The organism is Methylobacterium sp. WL12 (assembly GCF_008039475.1).
Lineage (GTDB): Bacteria > Pseudomonadota > Alphaproteobacteria > Rhizobiales > Beijerinckiaceae > Methylobacterium > Methylobacterium cerastii.
Map to the genome: position 1 here is coordinate 16835 of NZ_VRUW01000055.1, position 16376 is coordinate 33210.

Below are 16376 nucleotides of genomic sequence, written 5' to 3' on the forward strand. Positions count from 1 at the left end.
CACAAGTCACAGTTTCCGATCATGGGTTCGCAACTTGGGTCCGCGCGAAGGGCTCGCGAGAGGGTAGCGGATGCCTGGGCGCGCAAAACCGGCGGCGCCACCGGAATGACCCAACCGCGGCCGTGTTGTCGCCACATCTGTCAAGCCAGATCAGGGGGTGGCGCCGCCGTCGGCGCGAAACCGGGATTTTGAGTCGCACATGCTGGGCCGCACCGTCGGAACGTCTCGCAAGGCCATCACGTCCAGCACCGCCGGCGCCTCCAAGGTGGCGCCCACGGGCCGTTTTGGCGCAGGCGCCGCCGACTGCATCACCCTCTCCGCCCCGGTCGGCCGCGGCCACGGCAGCCGCCCGGCGCTCGCCCGCTCCGTCCTCTCGATGTCGCTGTTCGCCGGCGCGTTGAGCGCCCTGCTGATCGGCTCGGGCGTCGAGCTCGGCAAGATCGGCCTCGAGAACGCGGTATCCTCGGCCCAGGCCGCCACCGAGATCCCGATGCCGCGCCCGCGCATCCAGGTGAGCGCGCTGCCGCCCGTCGTCGCCGAGGCCCCGGTGGTGCTGCGCGCCTCCTCGGCCTTCGCCGCGGTCCACGACCTGGACACCGAGCTCGGCTCCAACGCGGTCGACCGCGTCTCCTACGACTTCCTGCTCTCGGAGAGCGCCGGCGGCGACCCGAACGACGTGCTCGAGTTCGGGCCGATGAAGATCCGCCGCCACATCGTTCAGACGATCGTGCGCGCCGCGCAAGCCGTGCAGACCGATCCGGTGCTGCTGATGGCGGTGGCCGACAAGGAATCGAGCTTCATCACCGCCGTTCAGGCCAAGACCTCTTCGGCCACCGGCCTGTACCAGTTCATCGAGCGGACCTGGCTCGGCTGCGTGCGCGACTTCGGCGCCAAGTACGGGATGGAGAAGGAGGCTGCGGTGATCGTCCCCGACGCCAACGACCGGCCGACGGTGGCGGATGCCGCCGAGCGCACCCGGATCCTTGAATTGCGCCGCGACCCCTACCTCTCGGCGCTGCTCGCCGGCGAGATGCTGAAGCGCGACGCCGCGCGGATTTCCCTGCGGATCGGGCGCGAGCTGTCGCTCGGCGAGGTCTACCTCGCCCACTTCCTTGGGCCGGACGACGCCGAATCGTTCCTTGCCAAGGTCGTCGACAAGCCCGGTGCCGCCGCCGCCCAGCTGCTTCCCGGGCCGGCGCGTGCCAACCGCTCGATCTTCTTCGCCTCCGAGCGCAGCCGTCGCCGCAAGGCCGCGAGCTTGTCGGTCGCCCAGGTCCACGAGAAGTTCGAGGCGATGATGAGCGCACGCGGGGCGCGCTACCGCGACGTCCGCGCCGTGTCGGGCGTGATGGCCTACGCCGACGCCGACGCGACGGCCCGCTGATTTTTCGCGGTCCGCCCGGATCGAACGACCGCCTGAATCGTGGAGCCGGCGCAACTGACGGCGCGTTCCCGACTTCTTGCTTCAAGAGCCTCCGCATCCGCGGGGCGCGACGCGAAGACTTCGGGGGAAGTTCTTGACCAATCCGCTGCGCCATCGGCCCATCGACACCTTGAGCCCCGACATCCCCCTCGACCGGATCGGGGAGACCCTGGCCTCGTTCTACGACAGCCTGGTCGCCGAGGGCGTGCCGGAGCATCTGGCCGCCCTGGTGCGCAAGGTCCGGCAGTCCGAGGCCGGCGAGCCTGCCGCGGCACCGGTCGCACAGCCGCAGCGCATCGCGCTGGTGGTCGAGGACAACCCGGAAGTGCGCGGCCTCGCCGAGGCCCTGCTCGAGGAGACCGAGCTCGCGGTGGTCGGCTGCGACAGCGCCGAGGCGGCGCTCGCGGTTCTGCAGGCGCGCGGCGGCGACGTCGCCCTGGTTTTCGCCGACGTGCGTCTGGCGGGCGAGATGGACGGGCTCCAGCTGGCGCATGCGGTCGCGACGCTGTGGCCGCGGGCGCGGCTGGTCGTCACCTCCGGGCATTGCGTTGGCCGCCCCGAGATTCCGGTGGAGGCTGTCTTCATTCAGAAGCCCTGGCGCGCCTTCGACGTGCTGGTGGAAGCCGAGCGTGCCGTGGGCGGGTCGGCGCCGCCGATCCGCTGACGCCAAGCGTTTCCTCGACGGAAGCGTTTCCTCCGCGATGGCGAGTCGGGACGGGCGCCGAGGCGTGATACTTGCAGCGTGGCCGTCGCACCGGCGCATCCGCGGAGTGTTACGTCCTTGCCGATCCTGTCCGTCCGGCACGTCACCGTGTACCGCTACCGTCGCCCGGTCTCCTTCGGCGAGCACCGGATCATGTTCCGCCCGCGGGACAGCTACGACCAGCGCCTGATCGAGGCCACCCTCGACATCGACCCGCTGCCGGCGAGCGTGCGGTGGATGTTCGACGTGTTCGGCAACTGCGTCGCGATCGCGAGCTTCGACACGCGCAGCGACACCCTGCGGTTCACCTGCGGCATCACCCTCGACCACACCCCGGAGCACGCGCCGGTGTTCCCGCTGGCGCCGCACGCGACCCATTATCCGTTCTGCTACGGCGTCGAGGACATGCCCGACCTGTCGCGCTCGATCGAGCGGCAATGGCCGGACACCCACCACATGGTCGATGCCTGGGCGCGCAGCTTCATCCCGGCCGACGGCCGCATCCCGACCCAGGACCTGCTCGCCGACATGACCCGCGGCATCCGCCGCAACTTTACCTACCTCGCCCGCAGCGAGAAGGGCGTGCAGGACCCGGTGACGACGCTCCGCCTCAAGCGCGGCTCGTGCCGCGACTTCGCGGTGCTGATGATGGAGGGCGTGCGCTCCCTCGGCATGGCGGCCCGCTTCGTCTCCGGCTACCTCTACAATCCGCGCAACGATCGCGACCGTCACGTCGGCGGCGGCTCGACTCATGCCTGGGTCGGCGTCTACCTGCCCGGCGCCGGCTGGATCGAGTTCGACCCGACCAACGGCATCGTCGGCAACCGCGACCTGATCCGCGTCGCCATCGCCCGCGACCCGCGGCAGGCGGTGCCGCTGCACGGCTCGTATTTCGGTCTGGCGAGCGACGACCTCGGCATGCGCGTCGACGTCGCCGTGACTGAGAAATCGGCACCGGACCTCGTCCCGGCGCAATAGGCATCCCGGCTCGCCGGGGCGGACACGCCCGGCGCGCGCTTCGGTGAGAAAGGTTGGCAGGTGGCGCGATGAAGATCAGGACCGGTTTCGATATCGCCTTCGACTCAGCGCAGCCGACCCCGATGATCCTGATGCTCAGCATCCACCCGTCACGCCTGCCGGACCTGGTGACGCCGCAGGCGATCAGTTTCGATCCGCCGATCCCCTGCCATCAATACGAGGATGCCTTAGGCAACCTCTGCCATCGCATCGTCACGCCGACCGGCCTGCTGACGATCTCGGCCGACTTCACGGTGCGGGATTCCGGCCTGCCGGACGCATATGCGCCGGATGCACGGCAGTTCGCGGTGCAGGACCTGCCGGACGAGGTCCTCGTCTACCTCCTCGGCTCGCGCTACTGCGACACCGACAAGCTCTCGCAGACCGCTTGGTCGCTGTTCGGCGCGACGCCGGAGGGCTGGGCCCGGGTCCAGGCGATCGTCGATTACACCCACGAGCGCATCCGCTTCGACTACATGCGCGCCGACGCCACCCGCAGCGCCCATGACGGCTTCATGCAGCGCGAGGGCGTGTGCCGCGACTTCGCGCACTTGGCCGTCACCTTCTGCCGCTGCATGAACATCCCGGCGCGCTACTGCACCGGCTATCTCGGCGACATCGGCGTGCCGAAGGACCCGGCGCCGATGGACTTCTCCGCCTGGTTCGAGGTCTACCTCGACGGGCCGCAGGGCGGATGCTGGTACACGTTCGACGCCCGCCACAACGCACCGCGCATCGGCCGCATCGTCATGGCCCGCGGGCGCGACGCCACCGACGTCGCGATCACCACCAACTTCGGCTACGTGCACCTCGCCCGCTTCGACGTGCACACCGACGAGGTGGCGTGAGCGCGCCCCGCCGGGCGGGTCACATCTTCGCCGGCCACGTCTTGTCCGCTTACGTATTCCCGCGCCGCTGAAATCTTCGCCCGGCCGTGGAACCCTCTGCCTATGCTCACGCTTGTAATGGCAAAGGTTACTGCACAGGTAGGCCACATCATGAAGACCTCAGCCACCGCTCTCGCCGCCCTCCTCGGACTTTCGATTGTTGCCAGCGTGCCGGCCATGGCCGCCTCGACCTACGATCCCTTCGGCACCGATGCCGGATACGAGCAGGACCAGTCCTACGGTTACCAGGGCACGCAGAGCCGTGACTATTACGGCCAGCGTCCCGTCTACGAGCCGGGCTACGGCCAGGGCGTGCAGGCCGCGCCGCAGGCGCAGGTCCAGCCGATCCCGCGCGAGATCGTGGCGTTCGACGGCAACTACGCCCCGGGCACCGTGGTCGTCTCCACCGCCGAGCGTCGCCTGTACTTCGTGATGCCGAACGGCGAGGCGATCCGCTACGGCGTCGGCGTCGGCCGTCCCGGCTTCACTTGGTCGGGCACCAAGACCGTGACCGCCAAGAAGGAGTGGCCGTCGTGGACGCCCCCGGCCGCGATGATCGCCCGTCGCCCCGACCTGCCGCGCTACATGGCCGGCGGCATCGAGAACCCGCTCGGCGCGCGCGCCATGTACATCGGCAACACCGAGTACCGCATCCACGGCTCCAACGAGCCGGACACGATCGGTCAAGCCGTGTCCTCGGGCTGCATCCGGATGACCAACGACGACGTCACCGACCTCTACGAGCGCGTGAAGGTCGGCGCCAAGGTCGTCGTCCTGAACTGATCTCGCGCGACGCGACTTCGCGATCCGATTGGGGCCGCGCCATCCGGAAGGGTGGCGCGGCCCTCGTCATTCCGCCGCGTAGGCGTCGTCGACCGCGTAGAGGCGGCACGGATTGCCGCCGGCCGACGATTGCAGCGCTTCAGCGCCGCCTCGATCGCCGCCGCCTTCGTGCCCTGCGCGGTCTGCCACGCGTAGGCGCTGCCGGCGCTGACGGCGAAGGCCTTGTGCGAGGCCGCCGCGCGATAGGTGTCGAAATCCCTACGTTCGCCGGCGCCGACCTGCGGCGGCGGTCGGATGGCCGCGCGCCTGGAGGAAGGCCTCGACGATCGGCTCCCAGATCGGTCCGCCCCCTTGCGTGAACAGGCCGTGCCCGTCCGAGCCCGTCGGCGGCCCAACGCGGCGAGCCGTGGCTGATCAGCGCCAAGAGATGCCGGCCCAGGGTGCCGGGCGTCATCACCAGGGCATCGAGCCCCTCCGGCCCGGCGACGTCCATCGGAGCCCGAATCGCTTCCGTGCCGAGCCCCTGCGCCGACGCGGCGGCGACACCGAGCCCCGACGCGAGGCCGACGCCCGCGAGCCATCGCGCGCTCAGCGAATCGCCCGTCGCGGGCCTGCGGCCGGATCGTCCGTTCAGGGCACCACGCGGCCGACCGCGGTCTGCGGCTGGCTGAAGGAGGCGATCGGCATGTCGCAGAAGCAGCGCGCCCCGAGCGGGCGCGGACCCGGCAGCGGGCAGGAATAGGGCTGCGGCCCGGAGAGGCCCTGCTGGACCGCATCGCAGTTCAGGCCGACCGGGCGGGCCGGGCCCGGGCGCTCGCCGCGCCGCGGGTAGACGGGACGTTCGTCGTAGGCCGGGCGCTCCTCGTAATACCCGCGCCGCGGCGCATCGTAGTACTGCGCGTCGGCGGCCTGCACGGCGCAGGTCGCGAGGAGGGCGGCGAGGCCGAGGCGTGTGATCTGTCGCATGGCATCCCTGTCGGCGGAGGGTCTGATGCCCGGTCCGGGCGCGACGCAGGCATGCCCGCGCAATCGGGGCGAAAACGAGACGGCCCGCCCCCGATGGATCGGGAACGGGCCGGGAGCGGGCGCGGGTGGCCCGCCCTCGAGGGGCGAGCCTGGCGGCGGGCTTAGTGGGTCGCCTTGTTGGCGGCGTCCTGCGAGTGGTGCGCGGCCTGCTTGGCGGCGTCGGCGCCCTGCTCCATCGCCTTGCGGGCGTTGTCGGCACCTTCCTGCATCGCGGACTTGGCGCGCTCGGCACCCTGCTGCATCGCGTTCTGGGCGAGGCCGCCGAAATCCTTGGCCTGCGCCTGGATCGCGGCGAACTGGCTGCGCACGAACTCGGCCTGGTGCTGCATCGCCTCCTGCACGTCCTTCGAACGGACGAGCTTCTGCGCGAGGTCGAAGGCGGCGTTGACGTTCTGCTCGGCATACTCGAAGCCGCGGGAGGACACGTCCTTGACGCTAGTGCGGGTCACCTCTGTGGAGCCGGTGACGGTCTCCGCGGTGCGGCGTGCGGCGCCGATGAAGCTGTCGAAGGCCTTGCGGGCCTGGTCGACGCTCTTCTCGGCGAAGTCGCGCATCTCGGTCGGGACTTCGTAGGTCGGGGGATTGCTCATCGCTCGTCTCCTCTCACGTTGCCTGTGAACGCATCATTGTGCGCTGCACAATAACACATGTATCATCGTACGCCACCCGCCGGAGCAGCATTAACGTTGATGCGAGGTAAACGTGTGACGGACGCGCGAAAGGTCCAGCGTCCGGAGCCGCTCCGCCTACAATAAGCCTTGGGCAATCATATTTTCCGTCACGAAACGGGCTGGGGCGCGGCCGATGGGGACTGTTCGGTGAACGTTGGCGACAGCACGCGCGCGGGCCTCCAGGCCGCACTGGAGGCCTGGGCGGGCGATCCCGTCCTGGCCGCGCCGCTAGCTGATTCGGCGCGCGCCTTCCTCGTCCTCGACGGGATGGCGACCACGATCCTGCACGCCTCGCCGGCCGCCGTGCCGTTCCGCGACGCGGTGGCGGATGAGGTGGGCCGCTTGAGCCCCGGCCTCGCCGGCCAGATCCGCGCCGTCAGCGGCATTGCCCGGCCGCGGCTCGTGCGCTTGCGCCTCGATCCCCGTCGGATCGCGCCGCCGACCTCGTGCCTGATCGCGGGCGGCACCGTCGAGGCCGCGCCCGCCCTGCTCCTCGTCGCCCTCGGCCCCCTCCCCACGATTCGCCCACGCGCCGTCCGGGCCGATCCGTTGCCGGATCGCCAAGCGGCGCCCGCCGAGCCGACCGGACACGCCACACCGGATGCGCCCGGCGATTCCGACCGAGCCGTCGCGCCGGCGGGGGGCGACCGCTTCGTCTGGCGGAGCGACGCCGGCGACCGCATCGCGACGATCTCGGGGCCATCCTTCGAAGCGCTCGCGCCGCGCCTCGTCGGGCGCAGCTGGGCCGACCTCGCCGAGGCCGGCCAGCTGCGCGACGCCGACGCGTTCCTCGCCGCGGTCGAGACCCGGCACACCTTCCGCGCCCTGCCGGCGGTTCTGGATGCCGGCACCGTCGGCACGCTCGCCCTCGACCTGTCCGGCGCCTGCCTGGGTCGCAGCGGCGACGCGTTCTCGGGTCTGGGCGGGTACGGCGTCGTGCGCGCCGTGACCGCGCCGGCCGTGGCGACCATACCGCCGGCCGCCCCGGTAGAAACGCATCCCGATCCGGTTGAAACCGCAAGCGTCGAGGTGCCGGACTTCGATCTTCCGTCCGACGCGAATACCGATCGCCCGAATGCCGCCGGTGAGCCGGATCGTGTGCTCCCCGACATCCGCAACGCCGCATGGCCTCCGGTCGCGGTCGCGACCGAACACCTCGACGACCATGCGGCTGGCGATCCCTGGTCCGGCGCGCGTGGCCCCGGTCGGGGGCACGAGGCCGTCGGCGTGGCACCGAACGCTCTCCTCTCCGGTGTGGTGCCGGAACCCGTCGCGGCGAGCCTTCCCATCGACCGCCCGGTGGCGGCGCAGGAGGGCACCGATGCCGCCCTGTCGGTGACCGAGCACGCGGCCTTCCGCGAGATCGCGCGCGCCCTCGGCGCCCGCTACGCAGGAGACGACGAGGTTCGCGAGGCGATCGACGCGGATGCGCGTGGCGCGGGCGCGGCGGTGATGCCCTTCCCTGTGCCGCGGCCGGCCGAGACGCCGCCGCCGGCACCACGGGACACGTTGCCGCCGCCGCTAGACGACGTTCCGGCCGCGCTCCTGATCCATCGCGGCGACGCGGTGCTGGCCGCCAACCGCCGCCTGATCGACCTGACGGGCCATGCCGACCTGGCGAGCCTGCAGGCGGCCGGGCTCCGTCGCCTGTTCCGCGGGCTGCCTCCGGCACCGTCCGGCGGCGATCCGGCGGCGTCGGACGGCCCCCGCATCATCGAGACGGCGCAGGGCGGCAGCCGGCCGGTCGCGGTGGAACGCGGGCCGATGGCCTGGGACGGCGCGCCGGCGACCTGCCTCATCCTGCGCGTGGTCGCCGAGGCCGATCCGGCCCGCGAGCGGGCGGCCGAGCGCTTGGCCGAGTCGTTTCGCGAGCGCCACGCCGCCGACGCCCGCGCGACCCTCAACGCCCTCGACGACGGCGTCGTCACCCTCGATGCGGCCGGCCGCATCGTCGCGATGAACCGCGCCGCCGCCGCCCTGTTCGCCTGCGAGCCGCGCGAGGTGGTCGGCACCGCCTTCGATTCCCTTTTCGATGCCGCGCAGCGGGACGTGGTCCGCGCCGCCCTCGCCGGCCTCGGCACCGAAATCAGCATCGCCGCCAGCGGCCGGCCTGTGACGCTGCGGGTGTCGGTCCGAGAGGGCGCCCGCGTCGCGGTACTGCGCGCGCCGTCCGAGGTCGCGGCGCGGAGTATTTCGGATGTCGATCCCCAAGCCTTCGATCCCCAAGCCTTCGATCCCCAAGCCTTCGATCGCCCCGCCTTCCTTGGGCACCTCGACCGCGAGATCCGCACGCCGGTCGAGGGCATCGTCGGCCTCGCCGACGGCATCCTCGCGGAACCGCACGGGGTGCTCGACGAGCGTTACCGCGTGCCGCTGCGCGCGATCCGGGCGGCGGGCGACCACGTGCGCGGACTGGTCTCCGACCTGATCGAGATCGCCACCATCGAGTCCGGCGGCCTCGCCCTCTCAGTCCGGCCGCTGCCCCTGAACGAGCTCGTCTCGGGCTGCGTCGAACTCCTGCAGCCCGAGGCGGCGCGCGGGCGCATCGTCCTGCGCACCAGCTTCTCGCCGGACCTAGCGCCGCTGGAGGCGGACGAGCCGTCGCTGCGGCAGGCGGCGCTCGCCGTGATCGGCGAGGCGATCCGGGCGACCGCGGCCGGCGGCCAGGTAATCGTCTCGACGACGCCGGGAGAGCGCGGCGGGGTCGCGCTCAAGGTGCGCGGCACCGGCCCGGGCGCGCGCGCGTCCGAGATCGAGGCCGGGCGTGCCCCGCGCGAGGGCGGCGAGGCGCATGGTACCGGGCTCGGCTTGCCGCTCACCAAGGCGTTGATCGAGGCCAACCACGGCCGCGTGCGCGTCTCCAACCGTAGCGGTGAGGGGATGCTGGTGGAGATTCTTCTCCCAGGATCTAAAATGCGGGTTATGTGACGGGCGTGCCAAAACAATCCCCGATCTTTGTCAGAAGACTGGCTAGAAACGTAGCAGTGCCGTTAGACTCCGCACGCTCAGCCGTGCAGATCATCCATCAGGCACGAAATCGGAACGTCGGGCCGCCTCGATCATCTGAACAGGGGTCGAACGAGGCGTCGTCGCGGGCGACGGACCGGCTTGACAGTCCTCTGCGGGCGCCCCTAGCAGGAATTGGGTTGCCCCTGACCTTTTAGGGTTCGAGGCTGTGGCAGGCGTTGGCGTCATGCCGAAGCCGACGATAATCTTTGGAAGACCCGGCTGCGCGGGCCACCGCGATACGATCGGGCACCAATCAGGGAGACGCGGGATGGACGAGAAGATCGTCGAGGTGCGGGATTCGTGGCGCGAGGGCGCCTATGCCGACGACGCCAAGTATCTCGAGATGTACGCGGCCTCCGTCTCGGACCCGGATGCCTTCTGGGCCGAGCATGGCAAGCGCATCGATTGGATGACGCCGTTCTCGAAGGTCAAGGACACCAGCTTCGAGCCGGGCAAGGTCTCGATCAAGTGGTTCGAGGACGGCAGGACCAACGTCGCCTACAACTGCGTCGACCGGCACCTCGAGACCCGCGGAGACCAGACCGCGATCATCTGGGAAGGCGACGACCCGAACGAGTCCAAGCACATCACCTACCGCGAGCTGCACGCGCAGGTCTGCCGGATGGCCAACGTGCTGCGCAACCGCGGCGTCGAGAAGGGTGATCGCGTCACGATCTACATGCCGATGATTCCCGAGGCCGCCTACGCGATGCTGGCCTGCGCCCGCCTCGGTGCCGTGCATTCGATCGTCTTCGGCGGCTTCTCGCCGGATTCGCTGGCCTCGCGCATCGAGGGCTGCGACTCGAAGATCGTCATCACCGCCGACGAGGGCCTGCGCGGCGGCCGCAAGGTGCCGCTGAAGGCCAACGTCGACGCGGCGATCGCTCGCCTCGGCAAGGACGTGGTCGATCACGTCGTGGTCGTGCGCCGCACCGGCGGCAGCGTGGCGATGGAGCCCGGCCGCGACGTCTACTACCACGAGGCCGCCGAGCAGGTGACCGACCAGTGCCCGGCCGAGGCGGTGGAGGCCGAGCACCCGCTCTTCATCCTCTACACCTCGGGCTCGACCGGACAGCCCAAGGGCGTGGTGCACACCACCGGCGGCTACCTGGTCTACGCGGCGATGACGCACGAGTACGTCTTCGACTACCGCGAGGGCGAGGTCTACTGGTGCACCGCCGACGTCGGCTGGGTCACCGGCCACAGCTACATCGTCTACGGGCCGCTCGCCAACGGTGCGACGACGCTGATGTTCGAGGGCATCCCGACCTATCCGTCGAACTCCCGCTTCTGGGACGTGGTCGACAAGCACAAGGTCAACATCTTCTACACCGCGCCCACCGCGATCCGCTCGCTGATGGGCGGCGGCGAGGGGCCGGTGAAGAAGACCTCGCGGGCCAGCCTGCGCCTGCTCGGGTCGGTCGGCGAGCCGATCAACCCCGAGGCCTGGGACTGGTACTACAGGGTGGTCGGCGACTCGCGTTGCGCAATCGTCGACACGTGGTGGCAGACCGAGACCGGCGGCATCCTGATCACGCCGCTGCCCGGGGCGACCAGGTTGAAGCCTGGTTCGGCGACGCGCCCCTTCTTCGGAGTGCAGCCGGCGATGGTGGATGCCGAGGGCAAGGTCCTCGACGGCCCGTGCGAGGGCAACCTCTGCATCACCGATTCCTGGCCCGGCCAGATGCGCACCGTCTACGGCGACCACGAGCGCTTCGAGCAGACCTACTTCTCAACCTATCCGGGCAAGTACTTCACCGGCGACGGCGCCCGCCGCGACGCGGACGGCTACTACTGGATCACCGGCCGGGTCGACGACGTGATCAACGTCTCGGGCCACCGCATGGGCACGGCGGAGGTCGAGTCCTCGCTGGTCGCCCACGCCAAGGTCGCCGAGGCGGCGGTCGTCGGCTACCCGCACAACCTCAAGGGCCAGGGCATCTACGCCTACGTCACCCTCAACGAGGGTGAGGAGGGCGACGACGCGCTGCGCAAGGAGCTGGTGACCTGGGTCCGCAAGGACATCGGCCCGATCGCCTCGCCGGACCTCATCCAGTTCGCACCGGGCCTGCCCAAGACCCGCTCGGGCAAGATCATGCGCCGCATCCTGCGCAAGATCGCCGAGGACGACTTCTCCTCGCTCGGAGACACCTCGACGCTCGCCGAGCCCGCGGTTGTCGACGACCTGATCGAGAATCGACAGAACCGCGCCCCCTGAGGCCGGTCTTCGACGCTGGGTGGGCCCCGACCCGCTCGCCGAGGCGGACGTCCCACGGGTGTCCGCCTCCAACATGAAAAACCATCGTCACATCGACCGGAAGGCGGCCCCGATCGCGGGTCCCCTTCATCGGAGGGAGCGTACATGTCCACGTCATCAAGCGGCCCCGGCGGCCGTCCCGTCCCAGCAGCGCCGCGGCTCGGCGGCACCGTGCTCGGCTCCGCCGACGACAAGGTCGCCAAGAGCCCGATCTTCCGCCAGCTCGTCGAGGAGCGCACGCGCTTCGGCTGGATCCTCACCGGCCTGATGCTCGCCGTCTACTTCGGCTTCATCGGCCTGATCGCCTTCGACAAGAGCCTGCTCGCCGTGAAGATCGGCAGCGGAACCGCCTCGCTCGGGCTGCTCCTCGGGGTCCTCGTGATCCTCTTCGCCTTCATTCTCACCGGCATCTACGTCCAGCGCGCCAACGGCCGCTACGACGACCTGACCGCCGCCCTCAAGCGGGATCTCGGCCGATGAACCGTCTCAAGCATCCCCTCGTCCTCGGCAGCGCGCTCGCGGTCCTCGCCGTCACGGCCGCCCTCGCCGCCGGCCCCGACATCGGCGCGGTCACGAAGGCGGCGACGAACTGGCCGGCGATCGGCATGTTCGGGTTCTTCGTGCTGCTCACCCTCGGCATCACCTACAAGGCCGCCAAGGGCACCAAGTCGGCGGCCGACTTCTACGCCGCCGGCGGCGGCATCTCGGCCGGCACCAATTCGCTCGCCATCGCCGGCGACTACATGTCCGCCGCCTCGTTCCTCGGCATTTCAGGCTTAGTTTACACCTCGGGCTTCGACGGCTTGATCTACTCCACCGGCTTCCTCGTCGGCTGGCCGATCGTGTTGTTCCTCATCGCCGAGCGGCTGCGCAACCTCGGCAAGTTCACCTTCGCCGACGTGGCGTCGTTCCGCCTCGACCAGACCTCGATCCGCATCATCTCGGCCGTCGGCACGCTGGTTGTGGTGGCGTTCTACCTGATCGCCCAGATGGTCGGCGCGGGTAAGCTGATCCAGCTCTTGTTCGGCCTGCCCTACCTCTACGCCGTGATCATCGTCGGCGTGCTGATGATCGTCTACGTGGCGTTCGGCGGCATGAAGGCGACCACTTGGGTGCAGGTGATCAAGGCCTGCCTGCTGCTCGGCGGCGCGACCTTCATGGCCGTCGCGGTGCTCTACAAGTACGGCTTCAACCCCGAGACCCTGTTCGCCGCCGCCGTCGCCACCCATCCAAAGGGTGACGCGATCATGGCGCCGGGCGGTCTCGTGTCGAACCCGATCGAGGCGATCTCGCTCGGCGTCGGCCTGATGTTTGGCACCGCCGGCCTGCCGCACATCCTGATGCGCTTCTTCACAGTGTCGGACGCCCAGGCGGCCCGCAAGTCGGTGTTCTATGCGACCGGGTTGATCGGGTACTTCTACATCCTCACCTTCATCATCGGCTTCGGCGGCATCGCCCTGCTGATGTCCGATCCGAGCTACTTCAAGCTCGGCCCGGCCGGCGCCTTCGACAAGCTGAAGGACATGGTCGGCGGCACCAACATGGTGGCGGTGAACCTCGCCAACGCCGTGGGCGGCCCGTACTTCCTCGGCTTCATCTCGGCCGTGGCCTTCGCGACCATCCTCGCGGTGGTGGCGGGCCTGACGCTCGCCGGCGCCTCCGCGGTCAGCCACGACCTCTATGCCCAGGTGATCGCCCGCGGGCGCGTCAACGAGGCCGCCGAGGTCCGGCTCTCCAAGCTCGCCGCCGTCGGCATCGGCATCGTGGCGATCTACCTCGGCTACGTCTTCGAGAACCAGAACGTCGCCTTCATGGTCGGCCTCGCCTTCTCGGTGGCGGCGAGCTGCAACTTCCCGGTGCTGACCATGTCGATCCTGTGGAAGGGCACCACGACCTGGGGCGCCCTCGTCGGCGGCCTCGTCGGCCTCATCGCGGCGGTCGGCATGGTGGTGCTGTCCAAGGCGGTCTGGGTGACGACCTTCGGCAACCCGGTGGCGATCTTCCCCTACGACAACCCGGCGCTGTTCTCGATGCCGCTGGCCTTCGCGACGATCTATATCGTCTCGAAGCTGGACAAGTCGCGGCGGGCCGAGCGCGAGCGGGCCGCCTTCGAGGCGCAGTTCGTGCGCTCGGAGACCGGCATCGGCGCGGATGGCGCCCACGCGCACTGACGCGCGGCGTCACGCACGGGACCCGACAATGGGGGCGCGGCATCCGCCGCGCCCCTTTTTCGTACCGGCGGCGGCGCGCGGACGACGGGCGATCCGGGGGGAAAAGTCGTCACATCGTGATGTTCATCTTCCTTCCAAACCATCTGCCCATGCAGTGGCACCATCACCTGCGCTAACGTTCGCGGGTTCGAATCTCGGCGAACGGCCGAGCGTTGCCGGCACGTCGTCGTCGAGTCCGGTTCCGCGAAACGAGTGCCGGGACGGACAGGATGGGGAGGACCGTCGCCATGGCCGCTGCAACCACGATCCCGCGGCCGGGAGACGCCGCCCGCCCGATGACAGCCGCCGACAAGCGCGTGATCTTCGCGTCGTCGCTCGGCACGGTGTTCGAGTGGTACGACTTCTACCTCTACGGCGCGCTCGCCACGATCATCGGGGCGCAGTTCTTCTCCGCCTACCCGCCGGCCACGCGGGACATCTTCGCGTTGCTGGCCTTCGCCGCCGGCTTCATCGTCCGCCCGTTCGGCGCCCTGGTGTTCGGCCGCGTCGGCGACCTCGTCGGGCGCAAGTACACCTTCCTGGTCACCATCCTGATCATGGGCCTGTCGACCTTCGTCGTCGGCATCCTGCCCAACGCCGAGACGATCGGCATCGCGGCGCCGATCATCCTGATCGTGTTGCGCCTGGCGCAGGGCCTCGCGCTCGGCGGCGAGTACGGCGGTGCGGCGACCTACGTCGCCGAGCACGCCCCGAACGGACGACGCGGCTTCTACACCAGCTGGATCCAGACCACCGCGACGCTCGGCCTGTTCCTGTCGCTGCTGGTGATCCTCGCGACGCGCTCGTTCACCGGCGAGGAGGCGTTCAAGGTCTGGGGCTGGCGCATCCCGTTCCTGGTCTCGGTGCTGCTGCTCGGCGTCTCGGTCTGGATCCGCCTGCAACTCGCCGAATCGCCTGCCTTCCAGAAGATGAAGGCGGACGGCACCACCTCGAAGGCGCCGCTGACGGAAGCCTTCGGCCGGTGGAAGAACGCGAAGATCGCGCTCATCGCCCTGTTCGGCCTCGTCGCCGGCCAGGGTGTCGTCTGGTACACCGGCCAGTTCTACGCGCTGTTCTTCCTGCAATCGATCCTGAAGGTCGACGGCTACACCGCGAACCTGCTGATCGCCTGGTCGCTCCTGCTCGGCACCGGCTTCTTCGTGTTCTTCGGCGGCCTCTCGGACAGGATCGGTCGCAAGCCGATCATCCTGGCCGGCTGCGCCATCGCGGCGGCGAGCTTCTTCCCGCTGTTCCATGGGCTGACCGCGGTGGCCAACCCCGCCCTGGAGCGGGCGATCGACCAGGTGAAGGTCACGGTGGTGGCCGACCCGAAGGAATGCGGCAACCTGTTCAACCCGGTCGGCACCCGCACGTTCTCGGCGCCCTGCGACCTCGCCCGCGACTTCCTTGCGAAGTCGTCGGTGAAGTACGCCACCGAGGCCGGGCCCGCCGGCCAGCCGACCGTGGTCAAGATCGACGACACCGCCGTGCCGTTCCCGGCCGGAAGCCCGGCGGCGGACTTCGGCAAGGCCGCCACCGCGGCGCTCCAGGCCGCGGGCTACCCGAAGGCGGACGACGCCGGCATCGTCAAGATGAAGAGCCCGTTCGACGTCTTCCGGCCGCAGGTGGCGAGCGTGATCGGGCTGCTCTTCGTCCTCGTCCTGTTCGTGACGATGGTCTACGGGCCGATCGCGGCGATGCTGGTGGAGCTGTTCCCGACCCGCATCCGCTACACCTCGATGTCGCTGCCCTACCACATCGGCAACGGCTGGTTCGGCGGCCTGCTGCCGGCCACCGCCTTCGCCATGGTCGCCCAGACCGGGGACATCTATTACGGCCTCTGGTACCCGATCGTCATCGCGGTCGCGACCGTGATCGTCGGCGTGTTCCTGGTGCCGGAAACCAAGGATCGCGATATCTACGCCGACGCGTGAGCTTTCCTGAGGGCAACACCATGAGGCTCGCTCAGGAAAATTTCGGCGCACCTCGTTATTATAAAGTTATGCGGCTGCAAAATCACGAAGACACAATCGCCTAAGCAGAAAAGTTATTTTGTTATCAAAGACACAAGGTAAAAGCAAGAAAGACACAGTATGAAGACGCCTGTCGAGCGTGTGAATGATGCAACAGCACGAGCGGCAAAACCATGCAAGTTGGGTTTCGCAGTAATATAAGCAACCCCGCCCATTATAAGTGCACATATGAAAAACGTTTCGAGATTTGACAGCAAGTAATCAAACTTTGACCCCGCTAAATTGTTCGCATAGCTTAATGCCAATGAAGTGAAGGTATAGAAAAATACACTCACACTGCTTTCAAGAAATTTGAAATCAATGGGGTGAGTTAGATCTCTGCGCGCGCGGGCAGCGTCTGTGTACTCTGCGGAATAT

General features: G+C 69.1%; 13 protein-coding genes. 10 read left to right on the forward strand and 3 right to left on the reverse strand.

Annotated elements, in window-relative coordinates; genetic code table 11:
• The first annotated feature begins 199 nt into the window (after positions 1–199).
• From FV226_RS18460 to FV226_RS18480, 5 genes are all read left to right on the forward strand, one after another.
• A complete protein-coding gene (locus FV226_RS18460; RefSeq protein WP_147764030.1) occupies positions 200–1384 on the forward strand; it encodes a transglycosylase SLT domain-containing protein in 1185 nt (394 codons plus the stop codon).
• A 181-nt stretch (positions 1385–1565) separates the two neighbouring features.
• Complete coding sequence (locus FV226_RS18465) at positions 1566–2087, forward strand: response regulator (protein ID WP_147764041.1); 522 nt, start codon at positions 1566–1568, stop codon at positions 2085–2087.
• Between the two features lie 117 nt (positions 2088–2204).
• On the forward strand, positions 2205–3104 hold the full coding sequence (locus FV226_RS18470; protein ID WP_147764031.1) for a transglutaminase family protein: 900 nt from the start codon (positions 2205–2207) through the stop codon (positions 3102–3104).
• Positions 3105–3172: 68 nt separating this feature from the next.
• A complete protein-coding gene (locus tag FV226_RS18475; protein WP_147764032.1) occupies positions 3173–3991 on the forward strand; it encodes a transglutaminase family protein in 819 nt (272 codons plus the stop codon).
• Between the two features lie 150 nt (positions 3992–4141).
• Entirely contained in the window at positions 4142–4813 is a 672-nt protein-coding gene (locus FV226_RS18480) for a L,D-transpeptidase (protein WP_147764033.1), read from the forward strand.
• A 630-nt stretch (positions 4814–5443) separates the two neighbouring features.
• Here FV226_RS18480 and FV226_RS18485 read toward each other — a convergent pair.
• Together FV226_RS18485 and FV226_RS18490 are read right to left on the reverse strand one after the other, a co-directional pair.
• Entirely contained in the window at positions 5444–5779 is a 336-nt protein-coding gene (locus FV226_RS18485) for a hypothetical protein (protein ID WP_147764034.1), read from the reverse strand.
• A gap of 161 nt (positions 5780–5940) precedes the next feature.
• Complete coding sequence (locus FV226_RS18490; protein ID WP_147764035.1) at positions 5941–6429, reverse strand: phasin; 489 nt, start codon at positions 6427–6429, stop codon at positions 5941–5943.
• 228 nt (positions 6430–6657) lie between these two features.
• Here FV226_RS18490 and FV226_RS18495 point away from each other — a divergent pair, with 228 nt between their 5' ends.
• From FV226_RS18495 to FV226_RS18515, 5 genes are all read left to right on the forward strand, one after another.
• The gene (locus tag FV226_RS18495) at positions 6658–9438 is read left to right on the forward strand and encodes an ATP-binding protein (protein ID WP_147764036.1); all 2781 of its coding nucleotides are present in this window, start codon (positions 6658–6660) and stop codon (positions 9436–9438) included.
• A 349-nt stretch (positions 9439–9787) separates the two neighbouring features.
• Positions 9788–11737, forward strand: a complete 1950-nt coding sequence (gene acs, locus FV226_RS18500) for an acetate--CoA ligase (protein WP_147764037.1) — start codon at positions 9788–9790, stop codon at positions 11735–11737.
• Positions 11738–11881: 144 nt separating this feature from the next.
• Positions 11882–12256 (forward strand): DUF485 domain-containing protein, encoded by a 375-nt coding sequence (locus FV226_RS18505; protein ID WP_147750775.1) that lies wholly within the window; start codon positions 11882–11884, stop codon positions 12254–12256.
• A complete protein-coding gene (locus FV226_RS18510; RefSeq protein WP_147764038.1) occupies positions 12253–13947 on the forward strand; it encodes a cation acetate symporter in 1695 nt (564 codons plus the stop codon). Before FV226_RS18505 ends, FV226_RS18510 begins: the two co-directional genes overlap by 4 nt.
• Before the next feature lie 287 nt (positions 13948–14234).
• Positions 14235–15920, forward strand: coding sequence for an MFS transporter (locus FV226_RS18515; protein WP_147764039.1), 1686 nt, complete (start codon positions 14235–14237; stop codon positions 15918–15920).
• Positions 15921–16033: 113 nt separating this feature from the next.
• Here the strand turns inward: FV226_RS18515 and FV226_RS28345 are convergent.
• A partial coding sequence (locus tag FV226_RS28345) for a hypothetical protein (RefSeq protein ID WP_210246524.1) occupies positions 16034–16376 on the reverse strand: 343 nt, incomplete at its 5' end.